Origin of the sequence: Streptomyces ficellus (assembly GCF_009739905.1) — a bacterium.
GTDB classification, from domain to species: Bacteria; Actinomycetota; Actinomycetes; order Streptomycetales; family Streptomycetaceae; genus Streptomyces; species Streptomyces ficellus_A.
In genome coordinates, this window is sequence record NZ_CP034279.1 from 2562323 (window position 1) to 2583339 (window position 21017).

Annotated in this window: 24 protein-coding genes; 10 read left to right on the forward strand and 14 right to left on the reverse strand. The window is 73.3% G+C overall.

Translation table 11 applies throughout. The features are described 5' to 3' along the window. Window positions 1–774 (reverse strand): hypothetical protein, encoded by a 774-nt coding sequence (locus EIZ62_RS10935; protein ID WP_208827875.1) that lies wholly within the window; start codon window positions 772–774, stop codon window positions 1–3. Between the two features lie 175 nt (window positions 775–949). Here EIZ62_RS10935 and EIZ62_RS10940 point away from each other — a divergent pair, with 175 nt between their 5' ends. Genes EIZ62_RS10940 through EIZ62_RS10950 form a run of 3 tightly spaced genes read left to right on the forward strand, consistent with a single transcriptional unit; the run spans window position 950 to window position 3960 of the window. Then, complete coding sequence (locus EIZ62_RS10940) at window positions 950–2227, forward strand: magnesium transporter MgtE N-terminal domain-containing protein (RefSeq protein ID WP_156692516.1); 1278 nt, start codon at window positions 950–952, stop codon at window positions 2225–2227. After that, on the forward strand, window positions 2217–2783 hold the full coding sequence (locus EIZ62_RS10945; RefSeq protein ID WP_156692517.1) for a DUF1003 domain-containing protein: 567 nt from the start codon (window positions 2217–2219) through the stop codon (window positions 2781–2783). Before EIZ62_RS10940 ends, EIZ62_RS10945 begins: the two co-directional genes overlap by 11 nt. Before the next feature lie 43 nt (window positions 2784–2826). Then, window positions 2827–3960 carry an Mrp/NBP35 family ATP-binding protein gene (locus tag EIZ62_RS10950; RefSeq protein WP_156692518.1) on the forward strand — a complete coding sequence of 378 codons (1134 nt, stop codon included), beginning with the start codon at window positions 2827–2829 and terminating at the stop codon, window positions 3958–3960. A 66-nt stretch (window positions 3961–4026) separates the two neighbouring features. On the opposite strand, the gene EIZ62_RS10955 is transcribed toward EIZ62_RS10950, so the two are convergent. The 5 genes from EIZ62_RS10955 to sigE form a co-directional block, all read right to left on the reverse strand. Continuing rightward, the gene (locus EIZ62_RS10955; protein ID WP_156692519.1) at window positions 4027–4722 is read right to left on the reverse strand and encodes a hypothetical protein; all 696 of its coding nucleotides are present in this window, start codon (window positions 4720–4722) and stop codon (window positions 4027–4029) included. A gap of 165 nt (window positions 4723–4887) precedes the next feature. Next, on the reverse strand, window positions 4888–5322 hold the full coding sequence (locus tag EIZ62_RS10960) for a sec-independent translocase (RefSeq protein ID WP_156692520.1): 435 nt from the start codon (window positions 5320–5322) through the stop codon (window positions 4888–4890). Window positions 5323–5427: 105 nt separating this feature from the next. Continuing rightward, window positions 5428–7086, reverse strand: coding sequence for a S1C family serine protease (locus EIZ62_RS10965; RefSeq protein WP_156692521.1), 1659 nt, complete (start codon window positions 7084–7086; stop codon window positions 5428–5430). A gap of 93 nt (window positions 7087–7179) precedes the next feature. Next, window positions 7180–8016: an anti-sigma factor family protein gene (locus EIZ62_RS10970; protein ID WP_156692522.1), complete on the reverse strand. Its 837-nt coding sequence runs from the start codon at window positions 8014–8016 to the stop codon at window positions 7180–7182. Then, window positions 8013–8774: an RNA polymerase sigma factor SigE gene (sigE, locus tag EIZ62_RS10975; protein WP_208827877.1), complete on the reverse strand. Its 762-nt coding sequence runs from the start codon at window positions 8772–8774 to the stop codon at window positions 8013–8015. The genes EIZ62_RS10970 and sigE overlap by 4 nt, the downstream gene beginning before the upstream one ends. Window positions 8775–8918: 144 nt before the next feature. Between sigE and EIZ62_RS10980 the strand changes: the two genes are divergently transcribed. After that, window positions 8919–9587, forward strand: coding sequence for an O-methyltransferase (locus EIZ62_RS10980; RefSeq protein ID WP_156692523.1), 669 nt, complete (start codon window positions 8919–8921; stop codon window positions 9585–9587). 81 nt (window positions 9588–9668) lie between these two features. On the opposite strand, the gene EIZ62_RS10985 is transcribed toward EIZ62_RS10980, so the two are convergent. Continuing rightward, window positions 9669–9836: a DUF3117 domain-containing protein gene (locus EIZ62_RS10985; protein WP_003966491.1), complete on the reverse strand. Its 168-nt coding sequence runs from the start codon at window positions 9834–9836 to the stop codon at window positions 9669–9671. 315 nt (window positions 9837–10151) lie between these two features. Here EIZ62_RS10985 and chcB point away from each other — a divergent pair, with 315 nt between their 5' ends. Continuing rightward, a complete protein-coding gene (gene chcB / locus EIZ62_RS10990; RefSeq protein ID WP_156692524.1) occupies window positions 10152–10934 on the forward strand; it encodes a 2-cyclohexenylcarbonyl CoA isomerase in 783 nt (260 codons plus the stop codon). A gap of 9 nt (window positions 10935–10943) precedes the next feature. On the opposite strand, the gene EIZ62_RS10995 is transcribed toward chcB, so the two are convergent. After that, entirely contained in the window at window positions 10944–11534 is a 591-nt protein-coding gene (locus EIZ62_RS10995; protein WP_156692525.1) for a DNA-3-methyladenine glycosylase I, read from the reverse strand. Further along, window positions 11531–11971: a DivIVA domain-containing protein gene (locus tag EIZ62_RS11000; protein WP_156692526.1), complete on the reverse strand. Its 441-nt coding sequence runs from the start codon at window positions 11969–11971 to the stop codon at window positions 11531–11533. The genes EIZ62_RS10995 and EIZ62_RS11000 overlap by 4 nt, the downstream gene beginning before the upstream one ends. 104 nt (window positions 11972–12075) lie before the next feature. On the opposite strand from EIZ62_RS11000, the gene folP reads away from it, so the two are divergent. Then, on the forward strand, window positions 12076–12936 hold the full coding sequence (folP, locus tag EIZ62_RS11005; RefSeq protein WP_156692527.1) for a dihydropteroate synthase: 861 nt from the start codon (window positions 12076–12078) through the stop codon (window positions 12934–12936). A 90-nt stretch (window positions 12937–13026) separates the two neighbouring features. On the opposite strand, the gene EIZ62_RS11010 is transcribed toward folP, so the two are convergent. Together EIZ62_RS11010 and dapE are read right to left on the reverse strand one after the other, a co-directional pair. Further along, a complete protein-coding gene (locus EIZ62_RS11010; RefSeq protein WP_156692528.1) occupies window positions 13027–13806 on the reverse strand; it encodes an LOG family protein in 780 nt (259 codons plus the stop codon). 77 nt (window positions 13807–13883) lie between these two features. Next, window positions 13884–14975, reverse strand: a complete 1092-nt coding sequence (dapE, locus tag EIZ62_RS11015; protein ID WP_156692529.1) for a succinyl-diaminopimelate desuccinylase — start codon at window positions 14973–14975, stop codon at window positions 13884–13886. A gap of 30 nt (window positions 14976–15005) precedes the next feature. Here dapE and EIZ62_RS11020 point away from each other — a divergent pair, with 30 nt between their 5' ends. Together EIZ62_RS11020 and EIZ62_RS11025 are read left to right on the forward strand one after the other, a co-directional pair. Beyond that, window positions 15006–15905, forward strand: a complete 900-nt coding sequence (locus EIZ62_RS11020) for a VldE C-terminal domain-containing protein (protein WP_425281810.1) — start codon at window positions 15006–15008, stop codon at window positions 15903–15905. A gap of 483 nt (window positions 15906–16388) precedes the next feature. Continuing rightward, entirely contained in the window at window positions 16389–16805 is a 417-nt protein-coding gene (locus tag EIZ62_RS11025) for an ATP-binding protein (RefSeq protein ID WP_156692531.1), read from the forward strand. 51 nt (window positions 16806–16856) lie between these two features. On the opposite strand, the gene EIZ62_RS11030 is transcribed toward EIZ62_RS11025, so the two are convergent. Next, window positions 16857–17954 (reverse strand): bifunctional succinyldiaminopimelate transaminase/glutamate-prephenate aminotransferase, encoded by a 1098-nt coding sequence (locus EIZ62_RS11030; protein WP_156692532.1) that lies wholly within the window; start codon window positions 17952–17954, stop codon window positions 16857–16859. A gap of 80 nt (window positions 17955–18034) precedes the next feature. Beyond that, window positions 18035–18355 carry a ferredoxin gene (gene fdxA / locus EIZ62_RS11035; RefSeq protein ID WP_156692533.1) on the reverse strand — a complete coding sequence of 107 codons (321 nt, stop codon included), beginning with the start codon at window positions 18353–18355 and terminating at the stop codon, window positions 18035–18037. A 113-nt stretch (window positions 18356–18468) separates the two neighbouring features. Between fdxA and EIZ62_RS11040 the strand changes: the two genes are divergently transcribed. Both EIZ62_RS11040 and EIZ62_RS11045 read left to right on the forward strand, forming a co-directional pair. After that, window positions 18469–19470 (forward strand): GNAT family N-acetyltransferase, encoded by a 1002-nt coding sequence (locus tag EIZ62_RS11040; RefSeq protein ID WP_156692534.1) that lies wholly within the window; start codon window positions 18469–18471, stop codon window positions 19468–19470. Window positions 19471–19475: 5 nt separating this feature from the next. Beyond that, a complete protein-coding gene (locus EIZ62_RS11045) occupies window positions 19476–20300 on the forward strand; it encodes a transglutaminase family protein (protein ID WP_156692535.1) in 825 nt (274 codons plus the stop codon). A 6-nt stretch (window positions 20301–20306) separates the two neighbouring features. Here the strand turns inward: EIZ62_RS11045 and EIZ62_RS11050 are convergent, their stop codons facing one another. Next, complete coding sequence (locus EIZ62_RS11050) at window positions 20307–20987, reverse strand: PepSY domain-containing protein (protein ID WP_156692536.1); 681 nt, start codon at window positions 20985–20987, stop codon at window positions 20307–20309. Between the last annotated feature and the right edge of the window lie 30 nt (window positions 20988–21017).

A 21017-nucleotide genomic window follows, 5' to 3' on the forward strand; every position in this document is an offset into this window, starting at 1 on the left:
TCAGTCGCTGGTACGGGGCAGCTCGCGGCCGTAGTCGAGGGTCTCGTCCTTGGACGGTTCCGTCAGCGGGACCGCCTTGTTCCAGTCCGACAGGACGACCAGGCCCGCGCCGCCGCCACGGGCGAACTGGAGCGGGTAGGGCGTGCCCTCCAGGGACACGTCGAGGGTGCCGCCCTCGCCCTTCGCACCGCCCGCGACCTTGATCGTCCGCACGCCGCCGATCTTGGAACGGTCACCCTTGACGACGTCGCCGTGCAGCTCCAGCAGGCCGTTGAGCAGGACGTTCATCTCCGTGAAGCCGCGCAGCTGCTTGTACGAGGGGTCGTCCTGCGGCACCTTCACGTACTTGTCGTCGAGCTTGTCCGCCGCCTCCTCACCGGAGTCGTCCTTCTCTCCGCCGGAGTCGTCGTCGCTCGCCCAGAAGTCCGCGTCGGCCTTCAGGTACAGCGTGTCGCCGACCCGCAGCAGCTCGAAGGTGGACGTCTTGGTGACGACGGAGCCGGCGGCGCCGGTCCGGTTCAGCCGCATGTTCAGCTCGTACGTGCCGCCCTTGCTGACCAGCGTCCCCGACAGCCGTACCGCCGTCGCCGCGCCCGCCGCCGCCCGCGCCTTGGCCTCGATCGCGGTGGCGGAGAGCTTGCCCACCCCGTTCGTGCCCGCGTCCGGGTCGGGTTCCTCACCGGCACAGGCGGTGAGCACCACGGTCAGCCCGGCGCACAGCGCGACGGGGAGGGCGGCCCGGCGGGCGCGCGAAGCCGGGGCGAGAAGGGTCACCAGCGCACTGCCTCTCATCAAACCGTGGGGGGTTGGCAGACCGCAGCGTACCCGGGCCGCCGGAGGTGATCGGAAGGGAGCCGTCCGGACGCTCCACCTGGGCGTACCGCACCATGACGGGCTAGCCTGAACCGGCACAAAGCACTGGATCCGGGCGGACGAGGAGGTGTGTGGCATGGCGGCCGGCGCGTCACGGATCTTCGTCTCGCACCTCGCCGGGGTACCGGTGTTCGACCCCAACGGCGACCAGGTCGGCCGTGTCCGCGACCTCGTCGCGATGCTCCGCGTCGCCCGCCGCCCGCCCCGCCTCCTCGGCCTGGTGGTGGAGGGGATCGGCCGGCGCCGGATCTTCCTGCCGATGACCCGGGTCACCGGTGTCGAGTCCGGTCAGGTCATCACCACCGGCGTGCTCAACGTGCGCCGCTTCGAGCAGCGCCCCACCGAGCGGCTCGTCCTCGGCGAGCTGCTCGACCGCCGCGTCCGGCTCGTGGAGGACGGTGCGGAGGTGACCGTCCTCGACGTCGCGATCCAGCAGCTGCCCGCCCGCCGCGACTGGGAGATCGACAAGGTCTTCGTCCGCCGGGGCGGCGGCGGGGCGCTGCGCCGCAAGGGGGAGACCCTCACCGTCGAGTGGTCGGCCGTCACCGGCTTCTCGCTGGAGGAGCACGGACAGGGCGCCGAGAGCCTGGTCGCCACCTTCGAACGGATGCGGCCCGCCGACCTCGCCAACGTCCTGCACCACCTGACGCCCAAGCGCCGCGCCGAGGTCGCCGCCGCCCTCGACGACGACCGGCTGGCCGACGTCCTGGAGGAGCTGCCCGAGGACGACCAGGTGGAGATCCTCGGCAAGCTGAAGGAGGAGCGGGCCGCCGACGTCCTGGAGGCCATGGACCCGGACGACGCGGCCGACCTGCTGTCCGAGCTGCCCGAGGAGGACAAGGAGCGGCTGCTGACCCTGATGCGGCCGGACGACGCCGCCGACGTACGCCGGCTGATGTCGTACGAGGAGCGCACCGCCGGCGGCCTGATGACGACCGAGCCGATCGTGCTGCGGCCCGACGCCACCGTCGCCGACGCGCTGGCGCGGGTGCGCCAGCAGGACCTGTCCCCCGCCCTCGCCGCGCAGGTGTACGTGTGCCGGGCGCCCGACGAGACGCCGACGGGGAAGTACCTGGGCACCGTGCACTTCCAGCGGCTGCTGCGCGACCCGCCGTTCACCCTGGTCTCGGCGATCGCGGACACGGACCTGGCGCCACTCGCCCCGGACACCCCGCTGCCCTCGGTGACCAGCTACCTCGCCGCCTACAACCTGGTCGCCGCCCCGGTCGTCGACGAGAGCGGCTCCCTGCTCGGCGCGGTCACCGTCGACGACGTACTGGACCACCTGCTGCCCGAGGACTGGCGCGAGACCGAGTTCTCCCCCGACGCGGAGGAGGCCGCGCATGGCGTCTGAGCGTGCGCCCGAGCGGCCCCTGCCCCCGGCGCCGCGGATCCGGCTGGACCAGCCGCGCGTGCGGCGGCCGAGGCTGCTGCCGGCGTACGACCCGGAGGCCTTCGGGCGCCTGTCGGAGCGGATCGCCCGCTTCCTGGGCACGGGCCGCTTCCTGGTGTGGATGACGGGCGCGATCGTGGTGTGGGTGCTGTGGAACGTCTCCGCGCCCGACCACCTGCGGTTCGACCCGTACCCGTTCATCTTCCTGACCCTGATGCTGTCGCTCCAGGCCTCCTACGCGGCCCCGCTGATCCTGCTCGCGCAGAACCGGCAGGACGACCGCGACCGGGTCACCCACGAGCAGGACCGCAAGCAGAACGAGCGGTCCATCGCCGACACCGAGTACCTCACCAGGGAGATCGCCGCGCTGCGCATGGGCCTGGGAGAGGTGGCCACCCGGGACTGGATCCGCTCCGAGCTGGAGGACCTGGTGAAGCAGCTCCACGAGCGCGAGGACGGCCACCGGGATCTATTCCCGCGCGGGGGTGCGCACGGGAGTGACGAAGCCGACCGCTGACAGGGCTTTCCGGAGGCCGGGTGAGGCGCCGTACCATCTCCATATGGTTACGGAAGACGCGGTGCTCGAAGCACTGGCGACGGTGAACGACCCCGAGATCAACCGACCGATCACTGAACTCGGCATGGTCAAGTCGGTGGACATCGGTGCGGACGGGGCGGTGGCCGTCACCGTCTACCTCACGGTCTCCGGCTGTCCCATGCGCGAGACGATCATCACCCGTGTGAGTGAGGCCGTCTCCGGGGTGGCGGGCGTCACCGGCGTCGACGTGACGCTCGACGTGATGAGCGACGAGCAGCGCAAGGAGCTGGCCGCCGCGCTGCGGGGCACCACCGCCGAGCGCGAGGTGCCGTTCGCCAAGCCCGGCTCGCTGACCCGGGTGTACGCGGTGGCCTCCGGCAAGGGCGGTGTCGGCAAGTCGTCCGTGACCGTGAACCTGGCGGCGGCCATGGCCGCCGACGGGCTGAAGGTCGGCGTCGTCGACGCGGACATCTACGGCCACAGCGTCCCGCGCATGCTGGGCGCCGACGGCCGCCCGACCCAGGTCGAGAACATGATCATGCCGCCGTCGGCGAACGGCGTGAAGGTCATCTCCATCGGCATGTTCACCCCCGGCAACGCGCCGGTGGTCTGGCGCGGCCCGATGCTGCACCGCGCGCTCCAGCAGTTCCTCGCCGACGTGTACTGGGGCGACCTGGACGTCCTGCTGCTCGACCTGCCGCCGGGCACCGGCGACATCGCGATCTCCGTCGCGCAGCTCGTGCCGAACGCCGAGATCCTGGTCGTCACCACCCCGCAGCAGGCGGCGGCCGAGGTCGCCGAGCGGGCCGGCTCCATCGCCGTGCAGACCCACCAGAAGATCGTGGGCGTCGTCGAGAACATGTCGGGCCTGCCCTGCCCGCACTGCGACGAGATGGTCGACGTGTTCGGCACCGGCGGCGGGCAGAAGGTGGCCGACGGGCTGACGAAGACCACCGGCGCCACGGTCCCGGTGCTGGGCTCGATCCCGATCGACGTGCGGCTGCGCGAGGGCGGCGACGAGGGCCGGCCGGTCGTCCTGTCCGACCCCGACTCGCCGGCGGGCGCGGCCCTGCGCACCATCGCGGGCAAGCTCGGCGGCCGTCAGCGCGGCCTGTCCGGCATGTCGCTGGGGATCACCCCGCGCAACAAGTTCTGAGCACCGCGCACGGGGAAGGGGCGCCGCTCACCGAGCGGCGCCCCTTCCGCGTTCCGTACGTGTGCCCTACGCGTACGCGGCGATGTCCCGCACCACCGCGAAGCCCAGGCCGTACGCGCTCATCCCCCGTCCGTACGCACCCAGATGGACTCCACCGGGTGTCGAGCCGGCCAGTACCCAGCCGAACTCGGACTCGCGGTAGTGGAACGGCGTCGGGGCGCCGTCGACGGGCAGCGACAGCGTCGACCACTCCCCGCCCTCCAGGTCGTCGGCCAGCTCGAAGGCGGCCTCGGTCTGCTGGTCCAGCCAGTCGTCCCGCAGCGCGTGGTCCAGCTGCGGCGGCCAGGTGTACGCGAGGAGCCCCGAGCCGGCCAGCCAGGCGGCGGAGGACACGCTGGTGGCGTCCAGCACCCCCGTGCCGTCCCCGCTGCGGCGCACCGGGCTCGCCGCGACCGTCACCACGGCCGCGAACCGCTCCTTGTCCGCCCCGGCCGGGTCGAGCCGGTCAGGCCGTATCGACGGCTCGTCCCCGTGGCCGATCGCGCCGTGCTGCACCGTGCCGTCGGCGGACGTGCCGACCTGCATCAGCCAGCGCGGCCCCGTGAACGCCTCGTCCAGCCCGTACCAGGGGAACGACGCACGCAGGAAACCGTCGACGTCACGCCGGGCCGCGGGCACCCCCTCGGGCGTCCCGGTCGCCTCGGGCGTCGACGTGGTGCCGGGTGCGGCACCCTGCGCCCCTACTCGACTCGTCGTCTCCATCTGCCCGGCCGCCTCCTCGATCCGTGGAGTCCGGTGCGGCGCGCCCCGACGGGCGTTCTCGCAACCGGACAGATGGAGAGGATAGCCACCTCGCGGGAGCTCTTTCCGGAAGGGCGGCGCGGGAGGGCCCAGGTGGCGTCGGACTCAGGTGGCGTCGGCGTCGGCTCAGGTGGCGTCGGCGTCGAACGGCGGGCGCTCGCCCTGGCCGGGCCTGTCGCCCTTCTTCAGCAGGTCCGTGCCCCCGTGGCCGTTCACCGCGGCCGGGACCGACGCGTCGGCTTCGCGGCCGTTGACCGCGTCGGCGACGTCGTTGATCTCCTTCTTGAGGTCGAAGCTGCTGCGCAGCTCCTTCAGGTCCTCGTTCTCCGTCAGCTGCTTGCGGATGAACGTCTTCGGGTTCAGGTCCTCGAACTCGAAGTCCTTGAACTCCGGTCCCAGCTCGCTGCGGATGTCCTGCTTCGCGTTCTCCGAGAAGTCGCGGATCTTGCGGATGAAGCCCGAGATGTCCTGGATGACCTTCGGCAGCTTGTCGGGGCCGAAGATGAGCACGGCAAGGACCACGAGCACCACCAGCTCGAGTGCGCCTATGTCATTGAACACCTTGCCGCTCCTTCACGCCCGGGTCCGGGGCCCGTAACACGGTACCTGGCCGGGCTGCCGGGGTGGTACCTCCCGGCAGCCCCGCGGTGACCTCCGGGTGGACGTTCAGCCACCGGAGGCGGAACCCAGCGTCAGCGTCCTGGTCTGCTCCTTGCCGCCGCGCTCCAGGGTCAGCCGCAGCCGGTCGCCGGGCCGGTGCGCACGGATCTTGACGATCAGCTCCTCGCCGCTGTGCACGCGCTGGCCGTCGACCCGGGTGATGACGTCACCGGGACGGACGCCCGCCTTGGCGGCCGGGCCGCCGGGCGTGACGGAGGCTCCGCCGTCCTGCGCCTTGTCGCCGACCCTGGCGCCGTCGCCGCTGTACTTCATGTCGAGGCTGACGCCGATGACGGGGTGGCTGGCCTTGCCGGTGTTGATGAGCTCCTCGGCGACGCGCTTGCCCTGGTTGACGGGGATGGCGAAGCCGAGCCCTATCGAACCGGCCTGGCCGCCCTCGGCGCCGGAGCCGCTGTCGGCGGCGCGGATGGCGCTGTTGATGCCGATGACGCGGGCCTTGGAGTCCAGCAGCGGGCCGCCCGAATTGCCGGGGTTTATCGGGGCGTCGGTCTGGAGGGCGTCGACATAGCTGATGTCGCTGCCGTCGCCCTTCTCGCCGCCCGCGGTGATGGGCCGCTCCTTGGCGCTGATGATGCCGGAGGTCACCGTGTTCTGGAGGTCGAAGGGCGCGCCGATGGCGACCACCGGGTCACCGACGCGGACGTTGTCGGAGTTGCCCAGCGGCAGCGGCCGCAGGTTGGAGACGCCCTTCACCCGGACGACCGCGAGGTCGTAGCCGCTGTCCTTGCCGACCAGTTCGGCGGCGGCCGTCTCGCCGCCGCTGAAGGTGACGGTGATGTCACCGGAGGTGCCGGCCGGGTCGACCACGTGGTGGTTGGTGAGGATGTGGCCGCGCTCGTCGAGGACGAATCCGGTGCCGGTGCCCTGTTCGCCGCCGCCGCTCACATGCAGCGTGACGACGCCGGGCAGGGCGCTGGCCGCGATGCCGGCGACGCTGTCGGGAGCCCGGCCCTCCTCGTCCGCGCCGGCCTGCGGGAGTTCGACGGTGGTGAGACCGCCGTGCCGTTCGATGTACGCGCCGACCCCGCCGCCGAGCACGCCGGTGAGGCCCGCGAAGAGCAGGGCCGCCACGACGGCGAGGCCACGGCGCCGCCCCTTGCGCGGCGCGTGCGGCACGGGGCCGCCGGAGTGCGTGAGCGGCTGCCGCGGCCCGCCGGGAGTGCTCCAGGGGTCGTACTGGAGCCACTGCGTCGCCTGCGGTTGCTGCGGCTGTGGTTGGGGCTGCGGGGGGTGCGGCGGGGGCGCCTGCGGCGGCACGGCGGGCTGCGCGTGCTGGTGGTGCTGCGGGGTGCCCGGCTGCGGGGTGCCCGGCTGCGGTGCGGCCGGGGGCGGCGTGCCGTACGCGGGCGGGACGGCGGTCCCCTGCGCCGGGGTCGGCCCCGGCCGCTGTACGGGCGGGGCGGGCGCCCACGGTCCGGGCTCGCCGTAGGGCGGGGTGCGGTACTCGTCGGGCTGGTGCAGCGGTTGCGGGCGTGCCGGGACCGGGGCCGGCTCGGGGGCCGGTGCGGGCACCTGGGGGGTGCCGGGGATGCCGTCGGCCGGGGTGCCGTGCGCGGGGGTGTCCGCTTCCGGCGACGCCACCGCGTGTCGCGCGGGGCGGCTCCACCACTTCGGCTTCGGCTCCGTGGGCTTACCGTCGTCCATGTTCTCCCCGCTGCGTGCCCGTCCGCGCCCCCTCGGGACGCCCCTGCGCAGGATTCAACCAGGTCCGGTGGTCACCGCGCAGGGGAGAGCCGGTCAGCGGCCCCCGGGCAGCGGGAGCGAGCTGGGTGACGGGGCGGCGGCCGGCGCGGTGCCGGAGGCCGTGGCGAGGTGCGACGCCAGCCCCGCGGGGCGTATCAGCGGGGCGGGGTGCGTGCCGCTCAACGCGCTCACCCCGTTGAGCGGGGACGCCGACAGAAAGGGATGGGCTCCGGGGCGCTGCACCGCGTGCAGCGGGACGGCGGACAGCGGCGGGACCGACCGGTCCGTCGCCTTCACGGGCCCACTTCCTCCGCCGCGGCGGCGGTTGCTGTCGCCGGTGCCCGCGCCCGACGGGGTCTGGCCGGGCGACCGCAGCGGTGTGACGTTGTTGCCCGTGCCGTCGCCGCGGGCGTCGACCGTGGCGGCCGTGGGCAGCGCGCCGCCCAGGGCGATCGCCGCGAACGACACCGCGCTGGCCGCCGCGAACGCGAACCGGCGGCCGCGCCACGGGGAGCGCTCGGCCTCCTGGCGTCCCACCTCGTGGATGCGGAACGCACTGTCGGGCCCTCCGGCATAGCCGAAGGCGCCGGGTCTCACTCCGAAGCCGCTGCCCGGTCCGAAGGGTCCGCCCCGGTCGTCGTCACCGCCCGGAGCGCCCCCGGGCAGCCCCTGGAGGCGTGCGAGCAGCCCTGCGGAGGGCGGCGGGGGCGCGGCCTGCGCGAAGACGCTCTTGAGCCGGCGCTGCGCGTCGGCCTCGGCCTTGCACTTGGGACAGGTCGCCAGGTGGGCGAGGACCCGCTCGCGGGCGTCATGACCGAGCTCGCCGTCGACGAGCGCGGCGAGACGGTCCCCCAGGTGCTGCTCCGCGGGGGTCGGACTTGTGCCACTCACGCGGGTCCGCCCTCCCCGCCCACGACCGCCAGGGTGCGCTGCTCGGCCCGCGCCTGGGGCGACCGGTGCTTGAGGGCCTTGCGCAGGTGGGACCGGCCGCGGTGGATGCGGCTGCGGACGGTGCCGAGCTTGACGCCGAGGGTCGCGGCGATCTCCTCGTACGACAGTCCCTCGATGTCGCAGAGGACGACCGCGGCGCGGAACTCGGGCGCGAGGGTGTCGAGGGCCTGCTGCACGTCGGCGTCGAAGTGCGTGTCGTGGAAGACCTGCTGGGGCGACGGCTCGCGGCTGGGCAGCCGCTCCGCCGCGTCGTCGCCGAGGGCGTCGAACCGGATGCGCTGCTTGCGGCGCACCATGTCCAGGAAGAGGTTGGTGGTGATGCGGTGCAGCCAGCCCTCGAACGTGCCGGGCGTGTACGTCGACAACGAGCGGAACACCCGGACGAAGACCTCCTGGGTGAGGTCCTCGGCGTCGTGCTGATTGCCGGTCAGGCGGTACGCGAGGCGGTAGACCCGGCCACTGTGCGTGCTGACGATCTCCTCCCACGAGGGCGGAGTCCACGCCTGCGAATCCGCATCCGGGGCGAAGGTCGCGGTGGTGGGTGCGAAGTCGGCGGGCATGGAACGGTCAGCGGTGTTGGTCACGGATTTCGGCTCACCCGCCGACCTGAGAAGGCGCCGCAGCACTCCTCCCCGATCCACAGGCGCAGCCGCACCTCCCCTGTCGGCTCTGGTGGTGTCCAGTGGAGCCCCTACCATAGCCACCTCGCCCGTTAGCTCCGGATAAGAATCTTTACGTGAATTTGGGACCGTCTTCGGCTCTTGATCCATGTGCTCCCCCCACCCCTTCACAACGCCTGGTCCCATCTGCGGGTTCCCGGGCCCGAACGGCTACAGTCACCGTTGCGCCAACTACGGGGACAGGAGAGGGTCATTACCGCCAACCGGCAGACGAGCTGGGCGTTCGCCGACGCCTTTGTCGCCGAGGACGACGCGCTGCGCTGGGCCCGGGACCGGGCCCGGGACGCGGGGCTGCCCTCGGTGTCGCCAGGCACCGGCGCCGCGCTGCGTCTGCTGGCGGCCACGGCGGACGCCAAGGCGGTGGCGGAGATCGGCACGGGCACGGGCGTGTCCGGCATCTACCTGCTGGAGGGCATGCGCCCCGACGGCGTCCTGACCACGGTGGACCTGGAGCCGGAGCGCCAGCAGTTCGCCAAGCAGGCGTTCCGGGCGGCCGGCTTCGCGGGGAACCGGGCCCGTTTCATCCCGGGCCGGGCGCTGGACGTGCTGCCGCGCCTGGCGGACGGCGGGTACGACCTGGTCTTCTGCGACGGGGACCGCACCGAGTGCCTGGACTACCTCGCTGAATCGTTGCGCCTGCTGCGGCCCGGCGGCCTGGTCTGCTTCGAGGGCGTCTTCGCCGACGGCCGTACGGTGGACTCGGCGGCCCAGCCCGCCGAGGTGCTCAGAGTCCGCGAGCTGCTGCGCACCGTGCGGGAGAGCCAGGAGCTGCTGCCGGCGCTGCTGCCGGTGGGCGACGGCCTGTTGTGCGCGGTGCGGCGGGGCGGCTGACGGACGTACGAAAGGCCCCGGTCCGGTCGCGTCGCCGCGTACCGCACCGGGGCCTTCCGGAAAAACAGGGGGCGTTCCGCCTCAGCCGACGACCTTCTTGAGTGCGTCGCCGAGCGCGTCGGCCTCGTCCGGAGTCAGCTCGACGACAAGCCGACCGCCGCCTTCGAGCGGAACGCGCATGACGATGCCCCGCCCCTCCTTGGTCACCTCGAGCGGGCCGTCGCCCGTCCGCGGCTTCATGGCCGCCATGCTCGTTCCCCTTCCTGAAACCAGCTCATCGTCGCCGACGGCCCTCTGGCATGGGCACGCATCACCGGCATCGAACACATTGCTTCCAGGTCATTATCCCGCATGGCAGGACCCGATGACCAACATCGGTCGGCATCGCTTGCGCAACGCGCTCTCGCAAAACCGTCCATTTCGGCGATACGCCTGCGATACTTCGCCACCGCACACCGCGACCGGGGCCGGCATTCTTTGACGCAGGTCACAGTGTTCCGGCGCGATGATCTCCGCCATGCTGGGCGGGACATCATCGACGGAGCCGCAAAGGGGACCCCTGCCATGGCCGACACCGTGCTGTACGAGGTGGCCGACGGACTCGCCACGATCACCATCAACCGGCCCGACGCCATGAACGCGATGAACACCGCGGCCAAGATCGACCTGCGGGACTCCCTCGTCGCGGCCGCGGAGGACACCGCCGTACGGGCGGTCCTGCTGACCGCGACGGGCAAGGCGTTCTGCGTGGGCCAGGACCTCAAGGAGCACCTCTCGGTGCTGGGCACCGAGCACACGATGAGCACCGTGCGCGAGCACTACAACCCGATCGTCCGCGCCATCGCCGGCATGCCCAAGCCGGTCGTCGCCGGCGTCAACGGTGTCGCGGCCGGGGCGGGTCTCGGTTTCGCGCTGGCGGCCGACTACCGGGTGGTGGCCGACACGGCGACCTTCAACACCTCCTTCGCGGGGGTGGCGCTCACCGCCGACTCCGGCGTCTCCTGGACGCTCCCCCGGGTGGTCGGCCCCGGCCGCGCCGCCGACCTGCTGCTCTTCCCGCGCTCGATCGGGGCGCGGGAGGCGTACGAGCTGGGCATCGCCAGCAAGCTCGTCCCGGCGGCGGACCTGGCCGCCGAGGCCGGGGCCGTCGCCCGCACCCTCGCGCAGGGCCCGACCCTGGCGTACGCGGCGCTGAAGCGGTCCCTGGCCTACGGGGCGTCCCACACCCTGGACGAGGCGCTGGAGAAGGAGGACGAGCTCCAGACGAAGGCGGGCGCCTCCGAGGACCACGGCATCGCGGTCCAGGCCTTCCTCGCCAAGGAGAAGCCGAAGTACCTCGGCCGCTGACCCCCGGGGTCAGGTGGTGGCCGCGCCTCGCGCCACGCAGTCGGCGAGGTGGTCGTCGACCAGGCCGCAGGCCTGCATCAGCGCGTATGCCGTGGTGGGGCCGATGAAGCGGAGGCCCTGTTTCTTGAGCGTCTTGGACAGGGCCGCCGACTCCGGGGTGACCGCGGGGACGTCGGCGAGCGTGCGGGGCACCGGGCGGGAGGCGGGGTCCGGGGCGTACGACCAGATCAGGGCGTCCAGCTCGCCGGGCGCCCAGCCGGCCAGGACGCGCGCGTTGGCCATAGAGGCGTCGATCTTGGCGCGGTTGCGGATGATGCCGGTGTCGGCCAGGAGCCGGTCGCGGTCGGCGTCGGTGAACTCCGCGACCGAGGCGATCCGGAAACCGGCGAACGCCCGCCGGAAGCCCTCGCGGCGCCGCAGGATCGTGATCCAGGACAGGCCCGACTGGAAGGCCTCCAGGCAGAGCCGCTCGAACAGGGCGTCGTCGCCGTGGACGGGACGGCCCCACTCCTCGTCGTGGTAGCGGACGTAGTCCTCGGTGGCCAGCCCCCAGGGGCAGCGCGGCTTCCCGTCCGGACCGGCCAGGGCCTGGCCGGTCACCGGCCCCGCTCCCCGCCGTCCGCGTCCCCGTCGTACGGCTCCTCGTCGTACGGGTCCTGGTCGTACGCGTCCCCGTCGTCGTACGCGTCGTGGCCCGCCCCGCCGGGCGCGTCCCCGGCCGCCCGGCCCGCGGGGGCACCCGCCCGGGCGTCCTCCAGCGCGGCCTGGAGCTCCGCGATCCGCGCGTCCCGCTCGGCGAGCTCGGCGCCGAGCCTGCCGAGGGCGTCGTCCACCTCCGCCATGCGGTAGCCGCGCGGCGCCAGCGGCAGCCGCAGCGCGTCGACGTCCGCGCGGTCGACGGGCCGGGTCAGCGGCAGCTGGTCCACCGTGTGCTCGGCCGGCACCTCGGGGAGCACCTCGCTCTCCCCTCCGCCGATCACGGCGAGGGTGACCGCGGCGACGACCACGACCATCGCTAGAGCCAAGAACCAGAACACGACCGTGCCTCTCCACCGGGAGCCAAAACCCAACGCTGCCGATCGTGCCATGCGCCACCGACCGTTAAGGTCGCAGGCGACGGATCGCGAGGAGGACAAACGGGATGCTGCGCTTGGGACGGCGTGAATTCGGGCCGCACGAGCCGGTGATCATGGCGATCGTGAACCGGACGCCCGACTCCTTCTACGACCAGGGGGCGACGTTCCGCGACGAGCCGGCGCTCGCCCGCGTCGAACAGGCGGTGTCGGAGGGTGCCGCGATCATCGACATCGGCGGGGTGAAGGCGGGCCCCGGCGAGGAGGTGACCGCCGCGGAGGAGGCCCGGCGCACGGTCGGCTTCGTGGCCGAGGTCCGCCGCCGGTTCCCCGACGTGGTGATCAGCGTCGACACCTGGCGGCACGACGTCGGCGAGGCGGTCTGCGAGGCGGGCGCGGACGTGCTGAACGACGCGTGGGGCGGGGTGGACCCGAAGCTCGCCGAGGTCGCAGCGCGGTACGGCGCGGGCCTGGTGTGCACGCACGCGGGCGGCGCGGAGCCGCGCACCCGGCCGCACCGGGTCGCGTACGACGACGTGATGGCGGACATCCTGCGGGTCACGCTGGGCCTCGCGGAGCGCGCCGCCGGGCTGGGCGTGCGCCGCGACGGAATCATGATCGACCCGGGGCACGACTTCGGGAAGAACACCCGGCACAGCCTGGAGGCGACGCGCCGGCTCGGCGAGATGGCGGAGACGGGCTGGCCGGTGCTGGTGTCGCTGTCCAACAAGGACTTCGTCGGCGAGACCCTCGACCGGCCGGTCAAGGAGCGGGTGCTGGGCACCCTGGCGACCACGGCCGTCTCGGCGTGGCTGGGCGCCCGGGTGTACCGCGTCCACGAGGTCGCCGAGACCCGGCAGGTGCTGGACATGGTCGCGTCCATCGCGGGGCACCGCGCCCCGGCGGTCGCCCGCCGGGGCCTGGCGTAGCGGGCCGCGCGCCCGGCGGTCCTGGGGAGTGTCCGGAAAGTATCGGCGTCCGCCCGGAGGGCGGGCCAGGCGAGACTTTACGGACACGACCTACGGCGTCTCGGGGATGTTGGGGCCGGTCTCCTTGGTGACCAGGGCGACCGCCTCGTCCACGTCGTCCGTGACGTGGAACAGCAGCAGGTCCCGTTCCGACGCCTTGCCCTGCGCGATCACCGTGTCGCGCAGCCAGTCGACCAGTCCCGACCAGTACTCCGTGCCGAACAGCACGATCGGGAAGCGGGTGACCTTGCGCGTCTGGACGAGCGTGAGGGCCTCGAACAGCTCGTCCAGGGTGCCGAGCCCGCCCGGCAGGACCACGAAGCCCTGGGCGTACTTCACGAACATCGTCTTCCGCACGAAGAAGTAGCGGAAGTTGACGCCGATGTCGACGTGCGGGTTCAGGCCCTGCTCGAAGGGCAGCTCGATGCCGAGCCCCACCGAGACGCCCTTCGCCTCCCGCGCGCCCTTGTTCGCGGCCTCCATGGCGCCCGGGCCGCCGCCCGTGATCACCGCGAAGCCCGCCTCGACCAGGGCCCGGCCGAGCCGCACGCCCGCCTCGTACTCCGGCGTGCCCGCCGGGGTGCGGGCCGAGCCGAAGACGCTGATCGCGCTGGGCAGTTCGGCGAGCGCGCCGAAGCCCTCCACGAACTCCGACTGGATGCGCATGACGCGCCAGGGGTCGGTGTGGACCCACTCGGAGTCGCCCGCCGTGTCCAGCAGCCGCTGATCGGTGGTGCCGGGCTGTACCTGTTCCCGGCGGCGCAGCACCGGCCCCAGCCGCTGCTCGGCCAGCGCACGCAGTCCTTCGGCCTCGGCCTCGGGGTTGCCCATGATCCGCTCCCTCCGCTGAACATCGTTTCCCGCTCAGGGTAGGACGACGCACGTGACAAAAGGCGAAATTACGGAGGTCAGGCAGTGAGCCAGTCGTACAGTCGCCGTTCACAGTGGGTGATCCTGTCGACGGCGACGTGCTCGTCCCGCTTGTGCGCGAAGAGCGGATCACCGGGGCCGTAGTTCACCGCGGGCACGCCCAGGGCGCTGAAGCGGGACACGTCGGTCCAGCCGAACTTGGGCTTCGCGGTGCCGCCGACGGCCTTCATGAACGCCGCCGCGGCCGGGTGCGACAGTCCGGGCAGGGCGCCGCCCGTGTGGTCGTCCACGACGAACTCGTCGACGCCGCAGTCCGCGAACACCTCCCGGACGTGCGCCTCGGCCTCCGCCATGGAGCGGTCGGGGGCGTAGCGGTAGTTGACGACCACGGTGCACTCGTCCGGGATGACGTTGGTGGCGACACCGCCCTGGATGCCGACCGCGTTCATGCCCTCGTGGTACTCCAGTCCGTCGATCACCGGGCGGCGCGGCTCGTAGGCGGCCAGCTTCGCGAGGATGGGCGCGGCGGCGTGGACGGCGTTGGACCCCATCCAGCTGCGCGCGGAGTGGGCCCGCTCGCCCTTGGTGCGCAGGTGGACGCGGAGCGTGCCCTGGCAGCCGCCCTCGACCTCGCCCACGGACGGCTCCAGGAGGATCGCGAAGTCGCCCTCCAGCCAGTCGGGGTACGCCTCGGCGACGTGGCCCAGGCCGTTGAGGTGGGCGGCGACCTCTTCGTTGTCGTAGAACACGAAGGTCAGGTCGCGGTTGGGCGCGGGGACCGTCGCGGCGATGCGCAGCTGGACCGCGACGCCCGACTTCATGTCGGAGGTGCCGCAGCCCCACAGGATGCCGTTCTCGTCGAGCCGCGAGGGCACGTTGTCGGCGATCGGCACGGTGTCGATGTGCCCGGCCAGCACCACGCGCTCCGGCCGGCCCAGGTGGGTCCGGGCCACGACGTTGTTGCCGTACCGGTCGACCGTCAGGTGCGGCAGGGCGCGCAGGGCCTGCTCGATGGCGTCGGCGAGGGGCTTCTCGGTGCCGCTGACCGACGGGAAGTCGACGAGCGCGGCGGTGAGCGCCGGACCGTCCTGGGTGAGGTCCAGCGTGGTGGCGGGCGTGGTCTCGGACATGGTGCCGAGCCTAACGCGGCCTCCAGTACGGTGGGCTCCGTGTCCGAGTCCACCCGCCTTCGCCGACCGAGGATCGCCGTCGCGCTCGCCGTCCTGCTGGCGCTGGTCGCGTACGTCGTCGTGCAGTACGTGACGGGCGGCAAGGACGCCCCGCACTGCGTCGTGGGCGGCGGGAACAGCACCTACCGGTTCACGCCCGAGCAGGCCTCCAACGCCGCGACGATCTCCGCCGTGGGGACGTCCCGCGGGATGCCGGAGCGGGCCGTCACCATCGCGCTGGCGACCGCCCTCCAGGAGTCGGCGCTGCGCAACATCCGGTACGGCGACCGCGACTCCCTCGGCCTGTTCCAGCAGCGCCCGTCGCAGGGCTGGGGCACCGAGAAGCAGATCCTCGACCCGGTGTTCTCCGCCGGGAAGTTCTACGACCACCTCGCCAAGGTCCCCGGCTACTCGCGGCTGCCGCTGACCGTCGCGGCGCAGCGGGTGCAGCGCAGCGGTTTCCCGCAGGCGTACGCGAAGCACGAGCCGGACGCCGCGCTGCTCGCCGCCGCCCTGACCGGGCGCTCGCCCGCGTCCCTGACGTGCACGGCCGGCAGCGGGCCGGTGCCGGCGGGCGACCCGGCGAAGGTGCGGGCGGAGCTGAAGCGGGCGTTCGGCGCGCTGCCGCCGGGCGGTGCGGCGCCCGACATCTCCGTACCGGTGGGGGCACGGGCCGCCGGAACGGCCGGCCCCGAGGGGGCGACGTCGGCGGGCGGGTCGCGCGCCGGGTGGGAGCTGGCGCAGTGGGCGGTGGCCCGGGCGGACGCGCTCGGCCTCGCGGAGGTCTCGTACGCGGGCCGGGTCTGGAGCGTGGAGCGCTCGGAGGACGGCTGGCGCCCCGCGGACGGCTCCTCGCCCGCGGACGAGGTCCGCATCCGCGTCGCGGGGTGAGCCGGGTAGGCGTCGTCGGGTGACGCAGGCGCGGGCGCCGTCGGTGGGGGCGTGGCCCCTCCGGGCTCACCTCCTCGGGGCCGGCGGCCTCGGGTCACGCGTCAGGGAGCCCCGGTAACGCCGCCGGTCCCCTGCGGGGGCGACCCTGCACGGCCCCGCCCGGCCGTCCGGCGGGTGCGGAAGCCGGTCGGGCGCGTGTACGGGAATTCACCCGTCGGGTGCATGGCGCCCCGCGCCGCCGGGGCTCATGCCAGGGGCGCCCCTCCCGGCGCCAATTGCCTTGCGAGCAAAGGGAAGTGACGGTTCCTCAGGACTCTGGGAATTCGCTCGTTTGCCCGGGTTTACGGCGGACCGATAATGCGACGCATTACCAACTCTTTACCTTTGCCCACCGCAACCTTCCCCGCCCTCCGACCGGTTGTCACAGCGTCCGATCGTCGGACAGGCACCACAGTCAACGACCTCTCCCGTCGAAGGAGCACCATGTCCCTCCCCCTGACCCGTCGGATCGCCCGTGCCGCGCTGCTGCTCGCAGCGGGCGCAGCTCCCGTGGTCGGTGCGGCCGGCTCCGCGAGCGCCGTGGACCTTCCCAACGCCCCCGAGCTGGGCGGCGTGAGCAGCCTCGACACCGCCTCGGCGACCGAGACGCTCAGCGGCGCCTCCGAGAGCTCGACCGGCATGGTCGGCCAGGCCGGCGGCCAGGCGGTCCAGCAGGCCGTGCCCGCCGCGGGCCAGACCGTCGCCGAGACGGGCGAGGCCACCACCCCGGTCGCGCAGAAGGCCGCCGGTGACGCGGCGGGCAACGCCAGCGAGCTGGTCGGCGGGGCCGCGGGCGCCGCGCCCACCGACGCGCTCGGCGGCGGCCTGCCGGTGAACACCCTTCCGGCGCTCGGCCAGTAGGCGTACGTGCGAAGGGCCCGGGGAGATCCCTCCCCGGGCCCTTCGCACGTCTCAGCCCAGGCGCTTGACCGCGGCCTCGACCCGCTCGTCGGTGGCCGTGAACGCCACCCGCACGAACCGCTCCCCCGCCGGGCCGTAGAAGTCGCCCGGCGCCACCAGGATGCCGAGCGACGCCAGGTGGGCCACCGTGTCCCAGCAGGCCTCGTCCCGGGTCGCCCACAGGTACAGGCTCGCCTCGCTGTGCTCGACGCGGAAGCCGTGCGCCTCCAGGGCGGTGCGCAGCGCGGCGCGCCGGGCCGCGTACCGGGCCCGCTGCTCGGCGACGTGCGTGTCGTCGCCGAGCGCGGCGACCGTGGCCGCCTGCACCGGCGCGGGCGTCATCATGCCGCCGTGCTTGCGGATCTTGAGCAGCTCGCCGAGCACGGCCGCGTCGCCCGCGACGAACGCGGCGCGGTAGCCGGCCAGGTTCGAGCGCTTCGACAGCGAGTGGACGGCGACGATCCCCTCGTACGAGCCGCCGCACACGTCGGGGTGGAGCACGGAGACCGGGTCGGCCTCCCAGCCGAGCTCCAGGTAGCACTCGTCGCTGAAGACCAGCACGCCGTGCTCGCGCGCCCAGGCGACGATCCGGACCAGCTCGTCCTTGGGGATGACCTTGCCGGTCGGGTTGGACGGCGAGTTCAGCCACAGCAGCTTCAGCCCGGCCGGGTCCAGCTCCGTCGGGTCGTCGTACACCACCGGCGTCGCGCCGCAGAGGCGTGCGCCGACCTCGTACGTCGGGTAGGCGAGCCGCGGGTAGGCCACCGTGTCGCCGGCGCCCAGCCCCAGCTGGGTCGGCAGCCAGGCCACCAGCTCCTTGGAGCCGACGACCGGCAGGACGTTGGTGTGGGCGAAGCCGCGCGCCCCGAGGCGCCGCTCGCACCAGCCGGTGAGCGCGTCGCGCAGCTCCGGCGTCCCCCACACCGTCGGATAGCCCGGCGAGTCCGCGGCGTCCACCAGGGCCCGCCGGATCACCTCGGGAACCGGGTCGACCGGCGTGCCGACGGACAGGTCCACGATGCCGTCCGGGTGGGACGCGGCCGTCTGCTTGTACGGCTCGAGCCTGTCCCACGGGAAGACCGGGAGGCGGGAGGAGACGGGGGAGGACACGGTGCTCGCTTTCTCGTACGGAGGGTGAAACGCGTCGGTCCCGTACAGCGGCGGGGCCGTACGGGACCGAGGGTGTGCGATCAGCCGTTCTGCGGCGGCAGGGCGGCGATGAAGGCGTGGTCGCGCTCGATCAGGCCGAGCTTCGAGGCACCACCGGGCGAGCCGAGGTCGTCGAAGAACTCGACATTCGCCTTGTAGTAGTCCTTCCACTCCTCGGGAGTGTCGTCCTCGTAGAAGATCGCCTCGACCGGGCAGACCGGCTCACAAGCACCGCAGTCGACGCATTCGTCCGGGTGGATGTACAAGGACCGCTGGCCCTCGTAGATGCAGTCGACGGGGCACTCCTCGATGCATGCCTTGTCCTTGACGTCGACACAAGGCTGCGCGATGACGTAGGTCACGCTGGTCGTTCCTCCTCGGTAGGGCTGTGTGCGCGGGAGCGCGGCGTCGTCGATGCCCGCCCCTAGTATCTCCGTTCTTGGGACGGAACCGAACAGGAGGGGCTGACACAGCTGTGGAATTCACTGCGGGCGGACGGCTGGAGGTCCGTATCACCCCTTCTGACGTGGGGAAAAGAGTGTCCGTCCGCCGGTTGAGCGACCCTGGAGCCCTTCCGGAGAAGTTCACCGACACGGTTGGTGTTCTCACATCATGGAACGAAGGTGTGGTGGTGATCACACGCCGGACCGGTGAGACCGTCCGTATGCCGGAATCGTCGCTGGTCGCGGGCAAGGTCGTGCCCGCGGTGCCCGCCCGCCGCAGGGGTCCCGCCGCCGGTTTCGGCGAACTCGCGCGGGTGACCGCGCGGGCCTGGCAGCCGGTGGAGAGCGAGCCGCTCGGCGAGTGGACGCTGCGGGCGGCCTCGGGGTTCACCCGACGGGCGAACTCGGTGCTGCCGCTCGGGGATCCCGGCATGCCGCTGGACGACGCGCTGGCACGCGCGCGTGCCTGGTACGAGGAACGGGGCCTGCCCCCGTACGTCCAGACGGCGACCGGGGCGGAGGGCACGCAGGAGCTGCTGTGCGCGGCGCTGGAGGAGCGGGGCTGGCGCCGGGAGGTCACCGCGGAGGTGCGGATCGGGGCGCTGGCGCCGATCGGGGACCGCCCCGCCGAGGGCGTACGGCTGTCCCGGTCTGTGGACGAGGCGTGGCTGGGCCGCTACAACCGCTCTGCGGCCGCCGGCCCCCACGTGCGGCACGTTCTGGGGGCCGGTCCCTCGGTGTGGTTCGCCACCGTGCCGGGCGCCGGTGATCTGCCCGCCGCCATCGGGCGGTGCGTGGTGGACGGGCGGTGGGCCGGGTTCATGGCGGTCGAGGTGGACCCGGCGTCCCGCAGGCAGGGGCTGGGCACGGCCGTGATGGCGGCGCTGGCCGGGCGGGCGCTGGAGGAGGGCGCGTCGGCGGCGTGGCTCCAGGTGGAGTCGGACAACGACGGCGCCCTCGCCCTGTACGAGGGGATGGGTTTCGCCGTCCACCACCTGTACCACCACTTCCGATCGCCCGAAGCGGGTACGTGACGCGTATGCACACCACGGAGTGGCGCCACCGGTTCGCCGAGGAGGTCCGCGAGGAGCGGCCGGACCTCGCGACGCTGTGCCTGCTCATGGGCGCGGAGGCCGACCCGGGGCTGGGGCAGGCCGGGATGGACGCCGCCGACATCGAGCTCGACCGGCTCGCGGGCCTGCTGCCGTACGGGCTGCGCTCCCCGCGCGCGTGGGTGGGCGCGCTGACCGGCCTCCTCGGGGAGCGGTACGGCTTCCACGGCACCCCCGCGGACTACCAGCGCCTGGAGTCGTCGCTGCTGCACGAGGTGCTGGACCGGCGCCGGGGGCTGCCCATCCTGCTGTCGGTGGTGTGGATCGAGGTCGCGCGGCGGGCCGGGGCCCCGGTGTACGGGGTGGCGCTGCCGGGGCACTTCGTGGTCGGGTTCGGCGACCCGGAGGAGCGGGTGCTGGCCGACCCGTTCGCCGGCGGCCGGGCGCTGACCGGGGCGGACGCCGAGCTGCTGGTGGCGGGGGCGACCGGGGAGCGGCTGAGCCCCTCCATGCTGGCCCCCGCCGACCCGTTGCAGATCGTGCAGCGGATCCTCAACAACATCCGCGCCTGGGCCTCCGTGCGCCCGGAGCGCTCGGACGTGGCCCTGTGGGCGGTCGAGCTGTCCCTGCTGCTCCCGGCGCACCCGGCCCGGCTGCGGTTCGAGCGCGCCCAGCTGCTGGTCCAGCGCGGCGACTTCCTGACGGGCGCGGCGGAGATGGACGCCTACGCGGAGGTCGTCGACCCCGTCGAGCCGAGCGTCGCGGAGTCGGTCCGCCACCGCGCCCGCGCGGCCCGGGCCCGCCTGAACTGACCGCGGTCAGTCGCGGTCGACGTGCTCGCGGACGATCTTGCCGGTCCGGGCGTCGACGTCGTACGTCGTCTTGTTCCAGTCGTTCGTCGTCACGACGTCGACGGACCACACCTCGTCGTCCAGCTGGACGGCGCTGACGGTGCCCTTCGTCCGGCCGGTGGCCGTCTGGGCGGCCTGCTGCGGGGTGACCGTGGCGGCGCCGAGCCGGGCGGCCCACTCCTGCTTGTCCTCGGCGTCCTGGTCCGGGTCGGTCAGCGAGGAGGTCACCTTGCCGGAGACGGCGTCGACGCGGACGGCGTGGGCCGTGCCGTCCTGGGCGGCGACCGTGGCCTCCCACTCGGGCGTGCGGGCGCCGGTACCGGGGCTGCCCGCGGGGCTGGGGCTGCCGGAGGCGGGGCGCGCCCAGGTCAGCTCGATGTCGGCGAGCTTGCCCCGCGGCACCTCGGCGACCGCCGTCGCGGCCGCCTTGTCCCACGTCACCTCGGTGGCCCCGAGCAGGGCCTTCCGCTCGGCCTGGTCCCGCGTCTGGCCGGGCGGCGACGCGGTGCCGGCGGGACTGCCGACCGGGGAGGGCGCGGCCGCGGGGCGCGGCGCGCGTTCCTCGCCGCAGGCGGTGAGGAGCGGGCCCGCCGCGACGGCGGCGGCCAGGGCGACGGAGAGGGTACGGAGGCGGAGCCGAGCGGTCATGTCCGCACCGGTAACCCCGGCGCCGCCCGG